We start from the raw sequence: 19,643 nt of genomic DNA, 5'->3' as shown, positions 1-19,643 counted from the left end.
GGTAGATTTCATGAATGTTCCGATTGCGTTGGCTGCCTTGCAGGCGCAGGCTGCCGAGCCTGTGCGTCTGCGCGAAATTCCCTACAACTACACCTCGTTCTCCGACCGGGAGATCGTGATTCGCCTGCTGGGCGCGCCCGCCTGGGAGGTGCTCGACCAGTTGCGCAATGAGCGCCGTACGGGCCGCTCTGCCCGCATGCTGTATGAAGTGCTGGGCGATATCTGGGTGGTGCAGCGCAACCCTTATCTGCAAGACGACCTGCTTGACAACCCGGCCCGGCGCAAGCTGCTGGTCGATGCCCTGCAGCACCGCCTGGGCGAGATCGACAAGCGCCGCACCCCCGCCGACGACGCCGAGCGCGATCGTCTGGTGGGTGAACTGGCACAGGCCGCACGCCGTGCGGTGGCTGAGTTTGATGCCACGTTCGAGCAGGCTGCCACGCTGCGCCGCCAGATCCAGCGCACGCTGGGGCGCCTTACGGCCAAGGACAACATCAAGTTCGACGGCCTCTCGCGCGTGAGCCATGTGACCGACGCGACCGACTGGCGCGTCGAATACCCCTTTGTGGTGCTGACCCCTGACACCGAGGCCGAGATGGCGCGCCTGGTTAAGGGTTGCATCGAGCTCGGTCTGACCATCATCCCGCGCGGGGGCGGCACGGGTTACACCGGCGGCGCGATTCCGCTGACATGGAAGAGCGTGGTCATCAACACCGAAAAGCTCGAAGCCATGACCGAGGTGGAAATGCGCCGTCTGCCGGGCATGGACCGCGATGTGGGCACCGTGTGGACCGAAGCCGGCGTGGTCACCCAGCGCGTGGCCGATGCGGCCGAGCGTGCAGGCTTTGTGTTTGCCGTCGACCCGACCAGTGCCGAGGCCTCGTGCATCGGCGGCAACATCGCCATGAACGCGGGCGGCAAGAAGGCCGTGCTGTGGGGCACGGCGCTCGACAACCTCGCCAGCTGGCGCATGGTGACGCCCGAGGCGCAGTGGCTGGAGGTGACGCGCCTGGATCACAACATGGGCAAGATCCATGATGCCGAGATGGCCTGCTTCGAGCTGCAGTATTTCGAGGCCGACGGCAAAACACCCATCCGCACCGAGCGCCTGGACATTCCGGGCAAGACCTTCCGCAAGGAAGGCCTGGGCAAGGACGTGACCGACAAGTTCCTTTCGGGGCTGCCCGGCATCCAGAAGGAGGGCTGCGACGGCCTCATCACCAGCGCGCGCTGGGTGGTGCACCGCATGCCCGAGCACACGCGCACCGTGTGCCTGGAGTTCTTTGGCAACGCCAAGAACGCGGTGCCCAGCATTGTCGAGATCAAGGACTTCATGTTCGCCGAGCAAAAGCGCAGTGGCGTGTTGCTGGCCGGCCTGGAGCACCTGGACGACCGGTATCTCAAGGCCGTGGGCTATGCCACCAAGAGCAAGAAGCATGGTGGCGGGTTGCCCAAGATGGTGCTGTTCGGCGATATCGCGGGCGACAACGCCGACGATGTGGCGCGCGTCACTAGTGAGGTGGTGCGCATTGCCAACTCGCGCAGCGGTGAAGGCTTTATCGCCATCAGCCCCGAGGCGCGCAAGAAATTCTGGCTCGACCGCAAGCGCACGGCCGCCATCAGCCGCCACACCAACGCCTTCAAGATCAATGAAGACGTGGTGATCCCGCTGCCGCGCATGGCCGAGTACACCGACGGCATCGAGCGCATCAACATAGAGCTGTCCCTGCGCAACAAGATCAAGCTGTGCGACGCGCTCACCGACTTTTTCGAGCGTGGCAACCTGCCATTGGGCAAGCACGACGACGCCAATGAAATCCCCTCGGCTGAGTTGCTGGAAGACCGCGTGGCCCAGGCCGTTGCGCTGGTCGCCGAGGTGCGTGCGCTGTGGTCGGGCTGGTTGCAGGGCGTTGAAACGCTGTTCCCGCAATTGCAGGACCACACGCTGCGCGCGAGCTGGAAGACCCAGCTGCGTGCGCCATTGCAGGGCATCTTTGCGGGCGCGGCGTTCCAGCCCATCCTGGATGAAGCCACGGCCATCCACAAGCGCGTGCTCAAGGGCCGCGTGTGGGTGGCCCTGCACATGCACGCGGGCGACGGCAACGTGCACACCAACCTGCCGGTCAACAGCGACGATTACGAAATGCTGCAGACCGCGCACCAGGCGGTCGAACGCATCATGGTGCTGGCGCGCAGCCTCGATGGCGTGATTTCGGGCGAGCACGGCATCGGCATCACCAAGCTGGAGTTCCTGACCGACGCGGAGCTGCAACCCTTTGCGGACTACAAACGCAAGGTCGACCCGGAAGGGCGTTTCAATAAGGGCAAGTTGCTCCGAAATCAGGAGCTGCCAGCGCTTGTTGGTAAAGCGCCAGAGGCCCATTTGGCTTCAAAACCGGTGCTGCACGCCGACCTGACCAACGCCTATACGCCGAGCTTCGGCTTGATGGGCCACGAGTCGCTGATCATGCAGCAGAGCGACATCGGCGCCATTGCCGACAGCGTCAAGGACTGCCTGCGCTGCGGCAAGTGCAAGCCCGTGTGCTCCACGCATGTGCCGCGCGCCAACCTGCTGTACAGCCCGCGCAACAAGATTCTGGCCACCTCGCTGCTGGTCGAAGCGTTTTTGTACGAAGAGCAGACCCGCCGCGGCGTGAGCATCAAGCACTGGCAAGAGTTCGAGGACGTGGCCGACCACTGCACCGTGTGCCACAAGTGCGAGAGCCCCTGCCCGGTGAAGATCGACTTTGGCGACGTCACCATGAACATGCGCAACCTGCTGCGCAAGATGGGCAAGAAGAGCTTCCGCCCCGGCAACGCGCTGGCCATGACCATGCTCAATGCCACCAACCCCGACACCATCAAGCTGCTGCGCACGGCCATGGTGGGCGTGGGCTTCAAGGCCCAGCGCATGGCGGTGGATTTGCTGCGCAAGGTCGGACGCAAGCAGACGGCCAAGCCGCCTGCCACGGTGGGCACCGCGCCCATCAAAGAGCAGGTGATCCACTTCATCAACAAGAAGCTGCCCGGTGGCCTGCCCAAGAAGACGGCGCGTGCGCTGCTCGACATCGAGGACAAGGACTACGTGCCTATCATCCGCAACCCGCAGGCCACCACGGCCGAGACGGAGGCGGTGTTTTACTTTCCGGGCTGCGGGTCGGAGCGCCTGTTCAGCCAGGTGGGCCTGGCCACGCAGGCCATGTTGTGGCACGCGGGTGTGCAGACCGTGCTGCCGCCTGGCTACCTGTGCTGCGGTTACCCGCAGCGCGGCTCGGGCCAGTTCGACAAGGCCGAGAAGATGATCACCGACAACCGGGTGCTCTTCCACCGCGTGGCCAACACGCTCAACTACCTCGACATCAAGACCGTGGTGGTGAGCTGCGGCACCTGCTATGACCAGCTGCAGGGCTACGAGTTTGACAAGATCTTCCCTGGCAGCCGCATCATCGACATCCACGAGTACCTGCTGGAAAAGGGCATCACGCTGCAGGGCAAGGGCGCCTACCTGTACCACGAGCCCTGCCACAACCCCATGAAGCTGCAGGACTCGATGAAGACGGTGAAGGCGCTGGTGGGCGAGCAGGTGCTGAAAAGCGAGCGCTGCTGTGGCGAGTCGGGCACGCTGGGCGTGACGCGGCCGGACGTGTCCACGCAGGTGCGCTTCCGCAAGGAAGAGGAAATCAGGAAGGGTGAAGCCGCTCTTCGTGCAGGTGGCGCCGTGGGCGCGCAAGACAACGTCAAGATTTTGACCAGCTGCCCGAGCTGCCTGCAGGGCCTGAACCGTTACGAGGGCGACTTGCAGAACGGCTTGCTCGAAGCCGACTACATCGTGGTCGAAATGGCGCGCGAGATATTGGGCGAAAACTGGATGCCCGACTACGTGCACCAAGCCAACAACGGCGGCATCGAGCGGGTGCTGGTCTGATGGCCTGCCCGTTGTGCGCCGAAGACGGTGGCGCATTGGTCTGGCGTGGTGATCGCCTGCGTGTCATCCGTGCGCAGGAGGTGGGGTTCCCAGCCTTTTACCGCGTGGTCTGGAATGCGCATGTGGCCGAGTTTTCTGACCTGACTGCTGCCGAACGTGCCCACTGCATGGAGGCCGTGGCGGTGGTGGAACAGGCCCTGCGCCAGCATCTTTCTCCCACCAAGATCAACCTGGCAGCGCTGGGCAACATGGTGCCGCACCTGCACTGGCATGTGATTGCGCGGTTTGACTGGGACAGCCATTTTCCGGCGCCCGTGTGGGCTGCGGCGCAGCGGGCCAGTTCTGCGGCGCGGGAGGCGGCCCTGCAGGCCAGGCTACCCGCGCTGGAAAACGGGCTGCGTTTGCAACTGGCCGCCCTGGCTGCTGCGTGACCGCAGCGCGGCCTGGCGGTACCCCGCCGCCGGTGTGTGGACCACCCGGTGGGACAATGCAGGCAGTCTTCGACAACAGTTTTCTCACAGGTGAATCCATGGCAGGTTTGAAAGCGGGCGCGCCCACGCCGCAGGCGCTGACGGTGCATGAGGCATCACGGGTGCTCGAAGTCGGGTTTTCCGATGGCGCCACGTTCCGCATTCCGTTCGAGTTGATGCGTGTGTATTCACCGTCGGCCGAGGTGCAGGGCCACGGTCCGGGCCAGGAGGTGCTGCAGACAGGCAAGCGCAACGTGGCGCTGGTCAGCCTGGAACCCGTGGGCAACTATGCCGTCAAGCCCACGTTCTCGGACGGCCACGACAGCGGGATCTTCACCTGGGACTACCTCTACGAACTGGGCCAGCAGCAGGACGCGCTGTGGGCCCAGTACACCGAGCGACTGGCCGCCGCCGGTGCCGACCGTGATGCGCCGATGGCGCCCAAGGGTGGGGCAGGGGGCCATGCCTGCGGCAGCCACTGACGCTGCTGGCGGGGCATATGCCGGGCAAAGCGCAGAATTCGCCCGAAGTCCCCGTGATTCATTGTGCTATTGAATAAATAGCTGTTGACGCAATATATATAAGCGCTAGCGGCTGTTTTTATTCTGATAGCGACGTCCAATTTGCGACAGATGCCCCAAGTCAGTGCGGGGTTGTCGCTGTACCTCTGGCGCCCAGGCGCCTAGCATGATTCCTATGAGCACCACGCATTTCGGTTTTCAATCGGTAGACGAGCAGGAAAAGGCACGCCGCGTGCGTGGCGTGTTTGATTCCGTGGCCTCCAAATACGATGTGATGAACGACCTCATGTCGGCAGGCCTGCACCGTGCCTGGAAGGCCTACACCGTGATGGTGGCCAACCTCAGCGAAGGCAGCCAGGTGCTTGATATTGCCGGTGGCACGGGCGACCTGGCGCTGGCGTTCTCCAAGAAGGTGGGCGCATCGGGCCGCGTGGTGCACACCGACATCAACGAAGCCATGCTGCGCGTGGGGCGCGACCGCCTGATCGACGCTGGCGTGGTGCTGCCGACGCTGGTATGCGACGCGGAAAAGCTGCCGTTTCCGGACACGCACTTTGACGTGGTGAGCGTGGCCTTCGGCCTGCGCAACATGACGCACAAGGACCAGGCCATTGCCGAGATGTGCCGGGTGCTCAAGCCCGGCGGCAAGCTGCTGGTGCTGGAGTTTTCGAAAGTGGCCAAGCCGCTCACGAAGGTGTATGACTGGTATTCGTTCAAGGTGCTGCCCCAGTTGGGCAAGCTGGTGGCGGGCGACGATGCCAGCTACCGCTATCTGGCCGAGTCCATCCGGATGCACCCAGGACAGGAAGAACTCAAAAGCCTCATGCAGAAAAATGGCTTTGGGCATGTGGACTATCACAACATGACGGGGGGCATTGTGGCCCTGCATGTTGGAATCAAGTGCTGAGTGAGCGTTTCGCTCAAAGTGGATTAACGGAGACGGAGAAATCATGATGAAACTGTGGTCTGTGGTGTTGGTGGCGGTGCTGGCGTTTGCGCATGCCGATGCGGATGCCCGGCGCATGGGTGGTGGCAAATCGGTGGGCAAGCAGTCCAGCAACGTCACCCAGCGTGACGCGGCCACGCCGCCCGCAACGCCGGGTGCACCTGCGCAGACGGCGACCAACGCAGCGGCGGCCAAGCCGGCTGCGGCCGCAGCGCCTGCTGCAGCGGCCAAAAAGCCCTGGGGTGCCATGCTGGGCGGTCTTGCCGCCGGTCTGGGGCTGGCCTGGCTTGCCAGTTCGCTGGGTCTGGGCGAAGGGTTCGGCAACATCCTGATGATCGCGCTGCTGGCGGTGGCCGCGTTTGCCATCTTCAAGATGGTGATGCGCGCGCGCAGCGGCGGCAACAACCGCCTTGCGGCGGCTGGCGGTGCGCCTTTCGCTTTCCAGGGCGCGGGCGCCGCTACGCCGGAGGCCGCTCAGGTTCCGCGTCAGTACAGCCCCGCCAACGTGGGCAACGATGCTTCTGCACGCCCGTGGGAGCGCAGCGGCATGGCGTTTGATGCATCGCGGCAGCAGCAGGGCACAGGCACGATGATTGGCTCGGGCCTGTCGGGATCGCAAAACTGGGGCATTCCAGAAGGGTTCGACGCCGAAGGCTTTCTCACGGCAGCCAAGCGCAATTTCGTCACGCTGCAGGCCGCATGGGACCGCTCCGACATCGCCACGTTGCGTTCGATGATGACCGACAGCATGCTGGAAGAAATTCGCACGCAGTTGACCGAGCGCGAATCGCACCGCGGCGACCAGCCCAACCACACCGATGTGGTCATGATCGAGGCCCAGCTGCTGGGCATCGAAGAGCTCGACGACGGCTACATGGCCAGTGTGGAGTTCTCGGGCATGATCCGTGAAGAGCTGTCCGCCGGGCCCAGCCCCTTCCGCGAAGTGTGGAACATGACCAAGGCCAAGACCGGCGCCAGCGGCTGGCTGGTGGCGGGCGTGCAAGCGCTGCAGTAAAGCGGCAGGGCTTCCCGGTTCAGGGAATAATCGGGGACTATGGCAACACAGTCCCCTTTTTCATTTCTGGATGGTCTTTTTGACCGCGTGGCCGCAGGCCCCCAGCCACCGCAGTGGCTGGTGCATGAGGTGCACCAGCGCCTGGTCCTTTTTCTCAACCATGTGTTGATGCAGGAAAAAGAGGCCATGGACCGCCTGGTGCGCCAGCGTGGCCGCGTGGCGCGCGTGCAATGGCGCTCCTACTCGATGGCCTTGCTGGTCACGCCGGCGGGCCTGTTCAACCTGGCGCCCGAAGGCGCGGCGCCCGATCTGCAGCTGGAAGTCACCGAAACCTCTCCCCTGGCGCTGGCAAGCGTTGCCCTGCGGGGCGACAAGCCGGCGATCCGCATTGAGGGCGATGTGCAACTGGCGGCCGAGATCAACTGGCTGGTGGATCATGTCCGCTGGGACCTGGAAGAAGACGTTGCCCGCCTGATTGGCGACGCGCCTGCGCACACGCTGGGCCAGGTGGTGCGCAAGGCGGCGCAGGCCTTGCGCCTGTTCGTGGGCACGCGCATGGCGTCTGCCGCTGCGACCCCGGCAGCTGCTGCCGCCACGCCGGCGGCTGCTGCGCCTGCTGCGCCAGGATCACCGTCGGGCACTGCCGACCGGACCGCTCCATGAAGCGTTTTCTGCGGGGCGCCACCATCGTCTGGGTGGTGTTCCGGTATGGACTGGATGGCTTGGTGCTGGACAGCTTCCAGAAACCCTGGCTGCGCCTGCTGTCACGCGTTCTTTCGGTCGGCCGCAATCTGGAGGCGCCGCGCGGCCAGCGCCTGCGCGAGGCGCTGGAGCAGCTCGGGCCTATCTTTGTCAAGTTTGGCCAGGTGCTCTCGACCCGGCGCGATCTGCTGCCCGCCGACATGGCCGACGAGCTGGCGCGGCTGCAAGACCGCGTGCCGCCGTTTGATCCCGACATCGCCATTGCCACCATCGAGCGCGCTTTCCGCCGCCCGGTGGGCGAGGTGTTCGTTGCGTTCGACCGCGTGCCGGTGGCCAGTGCCTCGATTGCGCAGGTGCATTTCGCCATCTTGCGCGACCGGGGTGGCGTCGAGCGCGAGGTGGCCGTCAAGGTGCTGCGCCCGGGCATGCTGCCGGTGATCGAAAAAGACCTGAGCCTCATGCGCATGATGGCTGGCTGGCTGGAGAACCTGTCGGCCGATGGCAAGCGCCTGAAGCCGCGCGAGGTGGTGGCCGAATTCGACAACTACCTGCACGATGAACTGGACCTGGTGCGCGAAGCCGCCAACGCCGCGCAGCTGCGCCGCAATATGCAGGGGCTGGACCTGGTGCTGATTCCGGAAATCTACTGGGATTTCTGCCATCCCGAGGTCATGGTGATGCAGCGCATGAACGGCGTGCCCATCAGCCAGGTCGAGCGCCTGCGCGATGCGGGGGTGGACATCCCCAAATTGGCGCGCGATGGCGTCACGATCTTCTTCACCCAGGTGTTCCGCGACGGCTTCTTTCATGCCGACATGCACCCGGGCAACATCCAGGTGAGTCTGGAGCCGGCCACGTTCGGGCGCTATATCTCGCTCGATTTCGGCATCGTGGGCACGCTCACTGAAGTCGACAAGGAATACCTGGCGCAGAACTTCGTCGCGTTTTTTCGCCGCGACTACAAGCGCGTGGCCGAACTGCACATTGAAAGCGGCTGGGTGCCCCCGGAAACCCGCGTCAACGACCTCGAATCGGCAATCCGTGCCGTGTGCGAACCCTATTTCGACCGTCCGCTCAAGGAAATATCGCTCGGCATGGTGCTGATGCGCCTGTTCCAGACATCGCGGCGCTTTCAGGTCGAGATCCAGCCGCAACTGGTGCTGCTGCAAAAGACCCTGCTCAACATCGAAGGGCTGGGCCGCCAGCTCGACCCGGAGCTGGATCTGTGGAGCACCGCCAAGCCCTTCCTTGAGAAGTGGATGCTGGAGCAGATGGGCCCGCAACGCCTGTGGCGCGAGTTGCGTGCCGAGGCGCCGCACTATGCCAAGCTCGTGCCCGAGCTGCCGCGCCTGCTGTATGACTATCTGAGCCGGCGGCCTGCCGAGTCGCAAAGTGCCTTGCGCGATCTGCTGGAGGCGCAAAAACGCACCAATCGCCTGTTGCAAAGCATCATTTACGGTGGCCTGGGCTTTGTGCTGGGCCTGCTCGTGATGCAGCTGATGGTCAGGGTCCGGCTCTTCTGAGGCTGGCTGTTTCAGCTTTTTCTTTCTCTTTTTTCATTTTTCCTCGCGACATCAAGGAACATGCCGTGCTGTTGACCCTGGTTATCGTCTATCTGTTGATCACCATCGCCATTGGCCTGGTTGCCGCCAAGCGGGTCAAGAATGCCGCCGATTTCGCAATTGCCGGGCGGCACCTGCCGCTGTACATGATCGTCACCACCACCTTCGCCACCTGGTTTGGTTCGGAGACGGTGCTGGGGATTCCGGCCAAGTTCATTGAGGGCGGGCTGGGCAATGTGGTCGAAGACCCGTTCGGCGCGGGGTTCTGCCTGATTCTGGTGGGCCTGTTCTTTGCGGGCAAGCTTTACCGCATGACGTTGCTGACCATCAGCGACTACTACCGCGAGCGCTATGGCCGCGTCGTCGAGGTCGTGTGCTCGCTGATCATCATGCTGAGCTATCTGGGCTGGGTGTCGGCCCAGGTCACCGCCTTGGGACTGGTGTTCAACCTGCTGTCCGGCGGGGCCATCAGCATTCCCGTGGGCATGACGATCGGGGTGGTTTCCATCCTGGCGTACACGTTGTTTGGCGGCATGTGGTCGGTGGCCGTGACGGACTTCATCCAGATGATCATCCTGGTGGTGGGGCTGACATTGATCGCCGTGTTTGCGGGCAATATGGCCGGTGGGGCAGGCAAGGTCATCGAACTGGCCTCCAGCCGCGAGTTGTTCCGCTTTCTGCCGGAGCCCAAATTCCACGACATCGTGTTCTTCATTGCGGCCGGCATCACGATGATGTTTGGCTCGATTCCCCAGCAGGATGTCTTTCAGCGCGTCATGTCGGCCAACAACATTCAGGCCGCCACGCGCGGGCCGGTGATTGGTGGCATCTTCTACATCCTGTTTGCCTTTGTGCCCATGTTTCTGGTGGCGAGCGCGCTCATCATCATGCCGACGGAAACGGCGGCGCTGCTCAAGGACGATCCGCAAAAGGTGCTGCCCACGCTGGTGCTGGAGAAGATGCCGTTTGTCATGCAGGTGCTCTTTTTTGGTGCGTTGCTGTCGGCACTCAAGTCCACGGCCTCGGCCACCTTGCTGGCGCCCAGCGTGACGTTTACCGAGAACATCTGGCGGCAGTTCCGTCCGCATGCCTCGGACCGGCAGCATTTGCGCACCATGCGCATCACCACGCTGGTATTCAGCGGCCTGGTGCTGGCCTATGCGATTCGCATGGAAGGCACCTCCATCTATGAACTGGTCTCGGGCGCCTACCAGGTGCCATTGGTCGGCGCTTTTGTGCCGCTGGTGTTTGGCCTGTACTGGAAGCGGGCCTCCACCCAGGGGGCGGTTTTTGCCATCGTGCTGGGGCTGTTGACCTGGGTGCTGTTTCTGGCAACCCCGGCGGGCCAGGTGTTTCCGGCGCAACTGGCCGGCTTGCTGGCAGCGCTGGTGGGTATGCTGGCGGGATCGCTGGGCCCCCAGGCCATTCGCAACAGCCATGCCGGGCACCATCGGCTGGTGGGCGTGGAATGAGTCCGGGGTGTTGAATAAGGTGCAGCCGCCTATAATTGAAGGCTTTGCACTCTCCCCCAACACTCTCGTCATGCCTATTTACGCCTACAAATGCGGCTCCTGCGGCCATGCCAAGGATGTGCTGCAAAAAATCTCCGACCCTCAGCTCACGGTGTGCCCCGCCTGCGGCGCCGAAGCCTTTACCAAGCAGGTGACTGCCGCAGGGTTTCAGCTCAAGGGCTCTGGCTGGTATGTGACGGATTTTCGTGGCGGCAACGGCGGCAGCTCCGCCCCCGCCACCGAGGGCAAGAGCGATGGCACGGGTGCAGCGGGTGCCAACAGTTCCGCGCTTGCCTCAGTAGATAGCGGTGCGGCCACGAAGGCGGCTGCCAGCGCAGCCCCCGCCACCACTGGCGCCAGCGCCATTTCTTCAGACTGAGCCCTTCGATGTCCGCCTTGCGCAAATGGTTGTTCACCGGCTTGCTGGTGATTGTTCCGGGGGTGATCACCATTGCGGTGCTCAACTGGATCGTGGGCACGCTCGACCAGACCCTGCAGATCCTGCCAGGCGCCTGGCAGCCCGACAAGCTGCTGGGTTTTCACATCCCCGGCTTTGGCGTGCTGCTCACCCTGCTGATCCTGCTGGTGGTGGGTGCAACGGCCAGCAACTTTGCCGGGCGCAAGCTGGTGCAACTGGGCGACAGTCTGGTCAGCCGTATCCCGGTGGTGCGCTCCATCTATTCGAGCGTCAAGCAGGTCTCCGACACGCTGTTTTCCGAAAGCGGCAACGCCTTTCGCACCGCCGTGCTGGTGCAGTGGCCCCGCGACGGGGTGTGGACCGTGGCCTTCATCACGGGCACGCCCAACGGCGAAGTGGCAGCGTATCTGCGCGACGAGTTTGTCAGCGTGTACGTGCCCACCACCCCCAATCCCACCGGCGGGTATTTTGTGATGGTGCGCAAGAGCGACTGCGTCGAGCTCGACATGAGCGTGGACGCAGCGCTCAAATACATTATTTCGATGGGTGTGGTCGCCCCTTCCGACCCCGCCCTTGCCCCTGTCTCCTCCAAGTGAATCCCTTTTAATGCGCCACAGCGGCGCCGGAAGTTTTGCCATGGCCATGCGTTCCCACTATTGCGGTCTTGTGACCGAAGCCCTGCTGGGCCAAACCGTCACCCTGTCGGGCTGGGTGAACCGCCGCCGCGACCATGGTGGCGTGATCTTCATTGACCTGCGTGACCGCGAAGGCTCGGTGCAGGTGGTCTGCGACCCCGACCGCGCCGAGATGTTCAAGACCGCCGAAGGCGTGCGCAACGAGTTCTGCGTGCAGGTCAAGGGCCTGGTGCGCGCGCGCCCCGAAGGCACCACCAACGACAACCTCCAGAGCGGCAAGATCGAGGTGCTGTGCCACGAGCTGAACGTGCTCAACCCCTCGGTCACGCCCCCGTTCCAGATCGACGAAGAGAACCTGTCGGAAACCACGCGCCTCACGCACCGGGTGCTGGATCTGCGCCGCCCCTACATGCAGAACAACCTGAAGCTGCGCTACCGCGTGTCGATGGAAGTGCGCAAGTTCCTCGACGCCAACGGGTTCATCGACATCGAAACCCCATGCTCACCAAGAGCACGCCCGAAGGCGCGCGCGACTACCTCGTGCCCAGCCGCGTGCACGACGGCCATTTCTTTGCGCTGCCGCAATCGCCCCAGCTGTTCAAGCAGCTCTTGATGGTGGCGGGCTTTGACCGCTACTACCAGATCACCAAGTGCTTCCGCGACGAAGACCTGCGCGCTGACCGCCAGCCCGAATTCACCCAGATCGATATCGAAACCTCGTTCATGGACGAGCAGGAAATCCGTGACATGTTCCAGGGCATGATCAAGACGGTGTTCCAGAACACGCTGGGCGTGGACCTGGGCGAGTTCCCCGTCATGACCTACCAGGATGCAGCCCACCGCTTTGGTTCGGACAAGCCTGACCTGCGCGTGAAGCTCGAATTCACCGAACTCACCGACGTGATGAAAGACGTGGATTTCAAGGTGTTCTCGGGCGCGGCCAACATGAAGAATGGCCGCGTGGTGGCCCTGCGCGTGCCCGGTGGCTCCAAGGAAAACGGTGGCATCAGCCGGGGCGAAATCGACGCCTACACCGAGTTCGTCAAGATCTACGGTGCCAAGGGGCTGGCCTACATTCGCGTCAACGAGCTGGCCAAGGGGCGCGAGGGCCTGCAATCGCCCATCGTGAAAAACATTCACGACGTGGCCTTGGCTGAAGTTCTCAAGCGCACCGGCGCCCAGGACGGTGACCTGCTGTTCTTCGGCGCCGACAAGGAAAAGATCGTCAACGACGCCATTGGCGCGCTGCGCATCAAGATCGGTCACAGCGAGTTTGGCAAGAAGAACGGCCTGTTCGAGGACCGCTGGGCACCGCTGTGGGTGGTGGACTTCCCGATGTTCGAGCACGACGAAGAAAACGACCGCTGGGTGGCCGTGCACCACCCCTTCACCGCGCCCAAGGACGGCCACGAGGACTACATGGTCACCGCCCCCGAGAAGTGTATCTCCAAGGGTTACGACATGGTCCTGAACGGCTGGGAGATGGGCGGCGGCTCGGTGCGTATCCACCGCGCCGACGTTCAGCAAAAAGTGTTCGACGCGCTCAAGATCACGCCCGAAGAGGCACAGCAGAAGTTTGGCTTCCTGCTCGACGCCCTGCAATACGGCGCCCCCCCGCACGGCGGCCTGGCGTTTGGCCTGGATCGCATCGTCACGCTGATGACCGGCGCCGAATCGATCCGCGACGTGATTGCCTTCCCCAAGACCCAGCGCGCCCAGTGCCTGCTGACCCAGGCGCCGTCCATCGTGGACGAAAAGCAGTTGCGCGAGTTGCACATCCGCTTGCGCAATCCGGATGCGGTGAAGGCAGACTGATCGCACCAGGCCTTCGGGCAGAATCAGAGGCGCCTGCGGGCGCCTTTTTTATTGGAGAGATGTGTGTGAACAAGCCTCTGTCGAAGTCCAACGCGCTGGCGAGCAAAGTGATTTTTGCTGCGATGACCATATTGCGAGATGGTGGCGGCCAGATGAAAGCGGCTGACATTTTCGATGCCATTCCGCAGAAACTGACGTTGGACGACTGGGCTCAGGAAGTCATCGAAAGCAATGGTTTGGCCCGCTGGCGAACCTACGTGCATTTCTTTTCGGTGGATGCGGTAAAGGCGGGATACCTGCTCAAGACGAAAGGCATCTGGCAGATTACTTCTTCGGGTGTACAGGCGCTCTCGCATGGAGAGCTGGGCTATTTTTTGGCTGCCCGCGAGGGCTACCGTGCCTGGAAACGGCAGCAACTGAATTCGCCTGAAACTGCAATGCCGCCGGGGAGCGACGCAGATGACGCTTCCGTTGCGCAGGAACCACCGGAAGACCAGTTCGAGCGCTTGCGCAAGGAGGTCAACTCCGTCCTGGCGGCGGAGATTCTGGAAGTTGTCAAAACCAACTCATGGCAGTTCTTCGAACGACTTGTCGTTCAATTGCTGCTTGCTATGGGTTATGGGGGAACCGGGGGCATGGGGCTGGCATTGCAGCGCGGCGGCGATGGCGGCGTAGACGGGTTCATCAATCAGGACAAGTTGGGGTTGGACATTGTGTATGTGCAGGCCAAGCGGTGGGCCGATCAGACAGTGGGGCGGCCCGAGATTCAACAATTTGTGGGCGCGCTTGCCGGACGTCAAGCCAACCGCGGTGTGTTCATCACGACGTCAAGATTCAGCGCGGATGCGCGCGACTACGTAAAGGCATTGCATGTCCGGGTGATCTTGATTGATGGTGAGTTGTTGGCCCAGCTCATGATTGAGCACGGCGTGGGAGTGTCGACGTGGAAGTCCTACGAACTCAAACGCATCGACTCCGACTTTTTCAGCGAAGAGTGATTCATGGCGCTGGTGCAGGGCGGGGCGATGGCACCCCAGGCGTTCAAGATCCCGCAGTCGGTGCTGGTGGTGATCCACACGCCCGCGCTGCAGGTGCTGCTGATCCGCCGCACGGTCGATGCCCCCGATGGCCAGGCGTTCTGGCAATCGGTCACCGGCAGCAAGGACAGCGCGCAGGAAAACTGGCATGAAACGGCCGTGCGCGAGGTCCTGGAGGAAACCGGCCTGCGAGCGGATGCGCCGGGGTGCATGCTGCGCGACTGGGGTCTGGAAAACCGGTACGACATCTACCCAGAGTGGCTGCACCGCTACGCACCTGGCGTGCGGCGCAACACCGAGCGCCTGTTTGGCCTGCAGGTGCCCGCCGCGGTGCCGGTGGTGCTGAGCCCGCGGGAGCACGCGGCATGGGCCTGGTGGCCCTGGCGCGAGGCAGCCGACCGCTGCTTCTCGCCCTCCAATGCCGAGGCCATCCTGTTGCTGCCACAATTTGTCTCCTCATGACCCCATCCCACACCGCTTCCGACATTCTGCGTATCGCGACCTACAACATCCACAAGGGTGTTCAGGGCCTGGGCCCGGCGCGCCGGCTCGAGATCCACAACCTGGGGCTGGCTGTGGAGCAGCTCGATGCGGACATCGTCTGCCTGCAGGAGGTGCGCAAGCTGCACCGCCGTGAAGCCGCCTATTTCCAGCGCTGGCCCGATGTGCCGCAGGCCGAGTACCTGGCGCCCGAGGGCTATGAGGCGGTGTACCGCACCAACGCCTTCACCAAACATGGAGAGCACGGCAACGCGCTGCTGTCGCGCTGGCCGGTGATCGGGCACCAGCATGAGGACATTTCCGACCACCGCTTCGAGCAGCGCGGCCTGCTGCACGTCGAGGTGGACGCGCATGGCCGCCGCGTGCATGTGATCGTGGTGCACCTGGGGCTGATTCCCGGCAGCCGGGTGCGGCAGGTCGAGCGCCTGCAGCAGTTCATCGAGCGCGAGGTGCCACCAGGGTCGCCGGTGGTGGTGGCCGGTGATTTCAACGACTGGGGGGCGCAGATCAAGCGCATGCTCTCGGGCTTCGGCCTGTATGAGTTTGATGCGCCGCGCGCCTTCACCTACCCCGCCCGGCTGCCGCTGGTGCAGCTCGATCATGTCTATGTGCGCGGGCTGGAGCCGCTCGGGCTGCATGTGCCGCGGGGCCGCATCTGGTGGCGCATGTCCGACCATTTGCCGCTGATTGCCGAGTTCAGGCTTTGACCTGCCAATGAAACGGGTGGCCGATTTCGCCAAAGACCACCGCGTGCGCCTGCTGCAGGGCGCGCAGGAGCTGTTTCCCGCCATGACGGAGGCGATGGATGCGGCGATCTCCGACATCCAGTTCGAGACCTATATCTTCGATTTCACCGGATCCGGGGCGCAGGTGGCCGAGGCGCTCATTCGCGCCGCACAGCGTGGCGTGCGCACCCATCTGGTGGTGGATGGCGTGGGCACCGGGCCGCTGCCCAAGACCTGGCAGCAGCGCATGAAGGCGGCGGGGGTGCAGGTTCGGGTGTATTCGCCGCTGGGGCCGCTGGGGCTGCTGCTGCCCCACCGCTGGCGCCGCCTGCACCGCAAGCTGTGTGTGGTCGATGGCCTGCTGGTGTTCTGTGGTGGCATCAATGTGCTGGACGATCACTACGACCCCAACTACGGCGAGCTCGATGCGCCGCGGTTTGATTTTGCCGTGCAGGCGACCGGCTCGCTGGCGGCGCAGGCCAGCCAGACCATGGAGCTTTTGTGGTGGCGCATGCAGGCGGTGCGCGACGTGCGCCTGCACCGCTTGCCGCAAGCCGTGCGCGACCTGCGCGCGGCCAGCGCCGCCCGGCATGCCCGGCAGCAGGACCGCGACGCGCGCGGCATGCGGGCTGCGCTGGTGCTGCGCGACAACGTGCGCAACCGCAGCCGCATCGAAAAGGCCTATCGGCGCGCCATTGGCGCAGCGCGCCACGACATCATCATCGCCAACGCGTATTTCATGCCTGGCGGCAAGCTGCGCCGCGCGCTGATACTGGCGGCAAACCGGGGCGTGCGCGTGCAGCTTTTGCTGCAGGGGCGCTACGAGTATTTCATGCAGTACCACGCGGCGCGGCCGGTGTATGGCGCGCTGCTGGCCGCTGGCGTGGAGATCCACGAATACGAGCCCAGCTTTTTGCACGCCAAGGTGGCCGTGATCGATGCGCACGGCGAAAAGCCCTGGGCCACGGTGGGTTCGTCCAACCTCGACCCGTTAAGCCTGCTGCTGGCGCGCGAGGCCAATGTGGTGGTCGAAGATGCCGCCTTTGCCATTGATCTGCGCCAGCGCCTCGTGCACGCCATGCAGCATGCCGGGCGGCGCATGGACCCGGCCCGCTATGCCGGCCGCCCGCTGCGCCAGCGCGTGCTCGATCGCGTGGCCTTTGGCCTGATGCGCCTGGCCTTGTGGGTCACGGGAAACCGGTACTGAGCGCATGAGTATGTCGGTTTGCTATTGAATATATAGCTAATAGCGCTTGCTCCATAAGCGCTTGTGCCCTAAAACCCTTGAAAATTGCAGGCAGGCTTTCGCTGGTAGGATGCAGCTATGTCCAGTCAACCAGTCGCCGATATGACGCCCATTCCGCCGGATGAAGGTACGCCCGTTTCCGTGAAGATCCGCGAGCGCATCGCCGCCGCGCGCAAGCGCTTCAACGCCAATGACAACATTGCCGACTTCATTGAACCCGGCGAGTTGGAGCAGCTGCTCGACGAGGTCGAGGTCAAGATGCAGGGCGTGCTCGACAGCCTGGTGATCAACACCCGGGACGACCACAACACCCACAACACCGCGCGCCGCGTGGCCAAGATGTACCTCAACGAGGTGTTCAAGGGCCGCTATGTGCAGGCGCCCCCGATCACCGAGTTTCCCAACGCCGAGCACCTCAACGAGCTGATGATCGTGGGCCCGCTCACGGTGCGCAGTGCCTGCAGCCACCATTTCTGCCCCGTGCTGGGAAAAATATGGATCGGCATCATGCCCAACGAGCACACCAACGTGATCGGCCTGTCCAAATACGCCCGCATCGTGGACTGGATCATGGGCCGCCCGCAGATCCAGGAAGAGGCCGTGGTGCAACTGGCCGACCTGATCATGGAAAAAACCCAGCCCGACGGCCTGGCCATCGTGATGGAAGCCAGCCACTTTTGCATGTCCTGGCGCGGCGTGCGCGACATGGACAGCAAGATGATCAACTCCGTGATGCGCGGCGTGTTCCTCAAGGACAGCGCCCTGCGCCGCGAATTCCTCTCGCTCATTCCAGGAAGGAACTGACCATGTTGGTACGCCTGCTTTATGCCAGCCGCGCGGTGGACACTTCGCCTGCCGCCATCGAAGCCATCCTCACCCAGTCGCGCCAGCACAACCCGGGCAGCGGCATCACGGGCATTCTTTGCTATGGCGGCGGGGTCTTCCTGCAGGCCATCGAGGGCGGGCGCTCCCCGGTCAACGACCTGTATGGCCATATCCAGCGCGACCCGCGCCACCAGAACGTGGAGCTGCTGCACTACGAAGAGATCTCCGAGCGGCGCTTTGGCGGCTGGACCATGGGGCAGGTGAACCTGTCCAAGATCAACCATTCCATCCTGCTCAAGTATTCTGAAAAACCCGAGCTCGATCCGTACGCGGTGTCGGGCAAGGTGTCGTTTGCGCTGCTCGAAGAACTGATGGCCACAGCCTCCATCATCGGCCGCGCCTGAAAAGTGGGGCGCTTGGCTACTGCGCCGGCCGATCCGAGGCCTGCTGTGCTCGCCGTACGGGAGTACGGCTGCGCGCATCGACCTCGGCTAGGCCGGCTCGCTACGCCAATCACTCCCACTTTTAGGTGATGTTGTAGCCTCTTCCGTCTGATAGCCGCAGCCGCCAGGGCGCTGCGGCTTTTTGCATTCCAGCTTCCCTGATTGGTGACCGCAGCCCATGACGACCGATCCGGCCATATCCCCGTTGCTGCTGGGCTGCGATTTCTCCAGCAGTCCCAGCCGGCGCAAGCCCATCGTGCTGGCGCTGGGGCAGCGCGTGGCGGCGCGGGTGCAACTGCTGGGCCTGGAAACCTTTGAAACGCTCGACGGCTTCGCGCGCTGGCTGGCCGTGCCGCGTGCCTGGGTGGGCGGCTTTGATCTGCCCTTTGGCCTGCCGCGCGAGCTGGTGCTGGCGCTGGGCTGGCCGCTGCAGTGGCATGCTTGCATGCAGCATTACCGCGCGCTCTCGCGGGCGCAGATCCGCGACAGCTTTGCCGCCTTTTGTGCCGCGCGGCCCGTGGGCGGCAAGTTCGCCCACCGGGCCACCGACGGGCCTGCGGGCTCCAGCCCCTCCATGAAATGGGTGAACCCGCCCGTGGCCTACATGCTGCACGCCGGCGTGCCGTTGCTGCTGGATGCGGGCGTTCACCTGCCCGGCCTGCACCCCGGCGACCCGCAGCGCGTGGCGCTGGAGGCCTACCCCGGCCTGCTGGCCCGCGAAATCCTGGCGCGCCGCAGCTACAAAAGCGACGACCGGGCCAAGCAGACGCCCGACCGCCTGATTGCCCGCAAGGACCTGGTACATGCGCTGGAGATGGGCCAGACCCGCCTGGGCCTGCGGCTCAAGCTCAGCCACGCCCAGCGCGATGCCCTGGTGGACGACGCCAGCGGCGACCGTCTCGACGCCGTGCTGTGCCTGCTGCAGGTCGCTTGGGGCGAGCAGCGCCACGAGCAGGGCGACGCGCTGTATGGCCTGCCGCCGGGGCTGGATGGTCTGGAGGGCTGGATTGTCACAGCCTGATCGGCGCCCTCATCGGCACCCTCGGCCTGCACTGAATGGAGCCTCCCATCCATCGGGCTCGTTTTTCACCTACACCGTGTGCACATTGCCATGTTGTCTTTGCGCCTGATCTTGCGTTCATCCGCCTCGGTGGCCATGGGGCTGGCCTGCGCGGCTGCCCTGGCCGCACCGGCGCCCTGGTATTACTGGCGCAGCCAGATCGACGGCAAACGCCTGTGCGCGCAGACCTCGCCCGGCGCGGGCTGGACGCGCGACAGCGCTGCGTTCGAAGGCCCCGGCTGCCAGCCGCGCCGCCGCGTGATCGTGGTGCCGATGCGCTGACCTG

The 19,643-nt window shown here is 63.9% G+C and carries 18 protein-coding genes and 1 pseudogene; all 19 read left to right on the top strand.

Annotated elements, in window-relative coordinates:
* Window positions 1–10 precede the first annotated feature (10 nt).
* The 19 genes and pseudogenes from CBP34_RS15740 to CBP34_RS15650 all read left to right on the top strand — a co-directional run bounded on the left by CBP34_RS15740 (window position 11) and on the right by CBP34_RS15650 (window position 19,639).
* The gene (locus CBP34_RS15740; RefSeq protein WP_094098576.1) at window positions 11–3,925 is read left to right on the top strand and encodes a DUF3683 domain-containing protein; all 3,915 of its coding nucleotides are present in this window, start codon (window positions 11–13) and stop codon (window positions 3,923–3,925) included.
* Window positions 3,925–4,356, top strand: coding sequence for an HIT family protein (locus CBP34_RS15735; protein WP_094098575.1), 432 nt, complete (start codon window positions 3,925–3,927; stop codon window positions 4,354–4,356). Before CBP34_RS15740 ends, CBP34_RS15735 begins: the two co-directional genes overlap by 1 nt.
* A gap of 98 nt (window positions 4,357–4,454) precedes the next feature.
* Window positions 4,455–4,877, top strand: coding sequence for a gamma-butyrobetaine hydroxylase family protein (locus CBP34_RS15730; RefSeq protein ID WP_086913228.1), 423 nt, complete (start codon window positions 4,455–4,457; stop codon window positions 4,875–4,877).
* Window positions 4,878–5,091: 214 nt separating this feature from the next.
* Window positions 5,092–5,823 (top strand): bifunctional demethylmenaquinone methyltransferase/2-methoxy-6-polyprenyl-1,4-benzoquinol methylase UbiE, encoded by a 732-nt coding sequence (gene ubiE, locus CBP34_RS15725; RefSeq protein ID WP_086913227.1) that lies wholly within the window; start codon window positions 5,092–5,094, stop codon window positions 5,821–5,823.
* A gap of 43 nt (window positions 5,824–5,866) precedes the next feature.
* The gene (locus tag CBP34_RS15720; RefSeq protein ID WP_086913226.1) at window positions 5,867–6,877 is read left to right on the top strand and encodes a Tim44 domain-containing protein; all 1,011 of its coding nucleotides are present in this window, start codon (window positions 5,867–5,869) and stop codon (window positions 6,875–6,877) included.
* A gap of 39 nt (window positions 6,878–6,916) precedes the next feature.
* Window positions 6,917–7,540: a hypothetical protein gene (locus tag CBP34_RS15715; protein ID WP_086913225.1), complete on the top strand. Its 624-nt coding sequence runs from the start codon at window positions 6,917–6,919 to the stop codon at window positions 7,538–7,540.
* Complete coding sequence (gene ubiB, locus CBP34_RS15710) at window positions 7,537–9,102, top strand: ubiquinone biosynthesis regulatory protein kinase UbiB (RefSeq protein ID WP_086913224.1); 1,566 nt, start codon at window positions 7,537–7,539, stop codon at window positions 9,100–9,102. Before CBP34_RS15715 ends, ubiB begins: the two co-directional genes overlap by 4 nt.
* 65 nt (window positions 9,103–9,167) lie before the next feature.
* Complete coding sequence (locus CBP34_RS15705) at window positions 9,168–10,613, top strand: high affinity choline transporter 1 (protein ID WP_086928013.1); 1,446 nt, start codon at window positions 9,168–9,170, stop codon at window positions 10,611–10,613.
* A gap of 70 nt (window positions 10,614–10,683) precedes the next feature.
* Window positions 10,684–11,031: an FmdB family zinc ribbon protein gene (locus CBP34_RS15700; RefSeq protein ID WP_094098574.1), complete on the top strand. Its 348-nt coding sequence runs from the start codon at window positions 10,684–10,686 to the stop codon at window positions 11,029–11,031.
* An 8-nt stretch (window positions 11,032–11,039) separates the two neighbouring features.
* Complete coding sequence (locus CBP34_RS15695) at window positions 11,040–11,666, top strand: DUF502 domain-containing protein (protein ID WP_086913221.1); 627 nt, start codon at window positions 11,040–11,042, stop codon at window positions 11,664–11,666.
* A 40-nt stretch (window positions 11,667–11,706) separates the two neighbouring features.
* A pseudogene (aspS, locus tag CBP34_RS15690) lies at window positions 11,707–13,520 on the top strand (aspartate--tRNA ligase).
* 65 nt (window positions 13,521–13,585) lie between these two features.
* A complete protein-coding gene (locus CBP34_RS15685; protein WP_086928809.1) occupies window positions 13,586–14,518 on the top strand; it encodes a restriction endonuclease in 933 nt (310 codons plus the stop codon).
* Between the two features lie 3 nt (window positions 14,519–14,521).
* The gene (gene nudB, locus CBP34_RS15680; RefSeq protein ID WP_418134683.1) at window positions 14,522–15,019 is read left to right on the top strand and encodes a dihydroneopterin triphosphate diphosphatase; all 498 of its coding nucleotides are present in this window, start codon (window positions 14,522–14,524) and stop codon (window positions 15,017–15,019) included.
* Window positions 15,016–15,765 (top strand): endonuclease/exonuclease/phosphatase family protein, encoded by a 750-nt coding sequence (locus CBP34_RS15675; RefSeq protein WP_086913219.1) that lies wholly within the window; start codon window positions 15,016–15,018, stop codon window positions 15,763–15,765. The genes nudB and CBP34_RS15675 overlap by 4 nt, the downstream gene beginning before the upstream one ends.
* 7 nt (window positions 15,766–15,772) lie before the next feature.
* Window positions 15,773–16,990 (top strand): cardiolipin synthase ClsB, encoded by a 1,218-nt coding sequence (gene clsB, locus CBP34_RS15670; protein ID WP_094098573.1) that lies wholly within the window; start codon window positions 15,773–15,775, stop codon window positions 16,988–16,990.
* Between the two features lie 117 nt (window positions 16,991–17,107).
* The gene (folE, locus tag CBP34_RS15665) at window positions 17,108–17,833 is read left to right on the top strand and encodes a GTP cyclohydrolase I (protein ID WP_086914172.1); all 726 of its coding nucleotides are present in this window, start codon (window positions 17,108–17,110) and stop codon (window positions 17,831–17,833) included.
* Window positions 17,834–17,835: 2 nt separating this feature from the next.
* A complete protein-coding gene (locus CBP34_RS15660; protein ID WP_094098572.1) occupies window positions 17,836–18,258 on the top strand; it encodes a BLUF domain-containing protein in 423 nt (140 codons plus the stop codon).
* Between the two features lie 217 nt (window positions 18,259–18,475).
* Entirely contained in the window at window positions 18,476–19,318 is an 843-nt protein-coding gene (locus tag CBP34_RS15655; RefSeq protein WP_094098571.1) for a DUF429 domain-containing protein, read from the top strand.
* A gap of 90 nt (window positions 19,319–19,408) precedes the next feature.
* Entirely contained in the window at window positions 19,409–19,639 is a 231-nt protein-coding gene (locus CBP34_RS15650; RefSeq protein ID WP_157896496.1) for a hypothetical protein, read from the top strand.
* Window positions 19,640–19,643: the final 4 nt, after the last annotated feature.

Origin of the sequence: Acidovorax carolinensis (genome assembly GCF_002157145.1) — a bacterium.
GTDB lineage: Bacteria > Pseudomonadota > Gammaproteobacteria > Burkholderiales > Burkholderiaceae_C > Acidovorax > Acidovorax carolinensis.
The sequence above is the reverse complement of the archived record's forward strand: the minus strand, read 5'-3'. Positions and strand labels throughout refer to the sequence as shown.

What these genes read in the sequence shown, in the direction of transcription:
- folE (WP_086914172.1), top strand. Translation starts at nt 17,108, where the DNA reads ATGTCCAGTCAACCAGTCGCCGATATGACGCCCATTCCGCCGGATGAA.
- CBP34_RS15655 (WP_094098571.1), top strand. Translation starts at nt 18,476, where the DNA reads ATGACGACCGATCCGGCCATATCCCCGTTGCTGCTGGGCTGCGATTTC.
- nudB (WP_418134683.1), top strand. Translation starts at nt 14,522, where the DNA reads ATGGCGCTGGTGCAGGGCGGGGCGATGGCACCCCAGGCGTTCAAGATC.
- CBP34_RS15675 (WP_086913219.1), top strand. Translation starts at nt 15,016, where the DNA reads ATGACCCCATCCCACACCGCTTCCGACATTCTGCGTATCGCGACCTAC.
- CBP34_RS15715 (WP_086913225.1), top strand. Translation starts at nt 6,917, where the DNA reads ATGGCAACACAGTCCCCTTTTTCATTTCTGGATGGTCTTTTTGACCGC.
- ubiE (WP_086913227.1), top strand. Translation starts at nt 5,092, where the DNA reads ATGAGCACCACGCATTTCGGTTTTCAATCGGTAGACGAGCAGGAAAAG.
- CBP34_RS15735 (WP_094098575.1), top strand. Translation starts at nt 3,925, where the DNA reads ATGGCCTGCCCGTTGTGCGCCGAAGACGGTGGCGCATTGGTCTGGCGT.
- CBP34_RS15650 (WP_157896496.1), top strand. Translation starts at nt 19,409, where the DNA reads ATGTTGTCTTTGCGCCTGATCTTGCGTTCATCCGCCTCGGTGGCCATG.
- CBP34_RS15720 (WP_086913226.1), top strand. Translation starts at nt 5,867, where the DNA reads ATGATGAAACTGTGGTCTGTGGTGTTGGTGGCGGTGCTGGCGTTTGCG.
- CBP34_RS15700 (WP_094098574.1), top strand. Translation starts at nt 10,684, where the DNA reads ATGCCTATTTACGCCTACAAATGCGGCTCCTGCGGCCATGCCAAGGAT.
- clsB (WP_094098573.1), top strand. Translation starts at nt 15,773, where the DNA reads ATGAAACGGGTGGCCGATTTCGCCAAAGACCACCGCGTGCGCCTGCTG.
- ubiB (WP_086913224.1), top strand. Translation starts at nt 7,537, where the DNA reads ATGAAGCGTTTTCTGCGGGGCGCCACCATCGTCTGGGTGGTGTTCCGG.
- CBP34_RS15730 (WP_086913228.1), top strand. Translation starts at nt 4,455, where the DNA reads ATGGCAGGTTTGAAAGCGGGCGCGCCCACGCCGCAGGCGCTGACGGTG.
- CBP34_RS15740 (WP_094098576.1), top strand. Translation starts at nt 11, where the DNA reads ATGAATGTTCCGATTGCGTTGGCTGCCTTGCAGGCGCAGGCTGCCGAG.
- CBP34_RS15695 (WP_086913221.1), top strand. Translation starts at nt 11,040, where the DNA reads ATGTCCGCCTTGCGCAAATGGTTGTTCACCGGCTTGCTGGTGATTGTT.
- CBP34_RS15660 (WP_094098572.1), top strand. Translation starts at nt 17,836, where the DNA reads ATGTTGGTACGCCTGCTTTATGCCAGCCGCGCGGTGGACACTTCGCCT.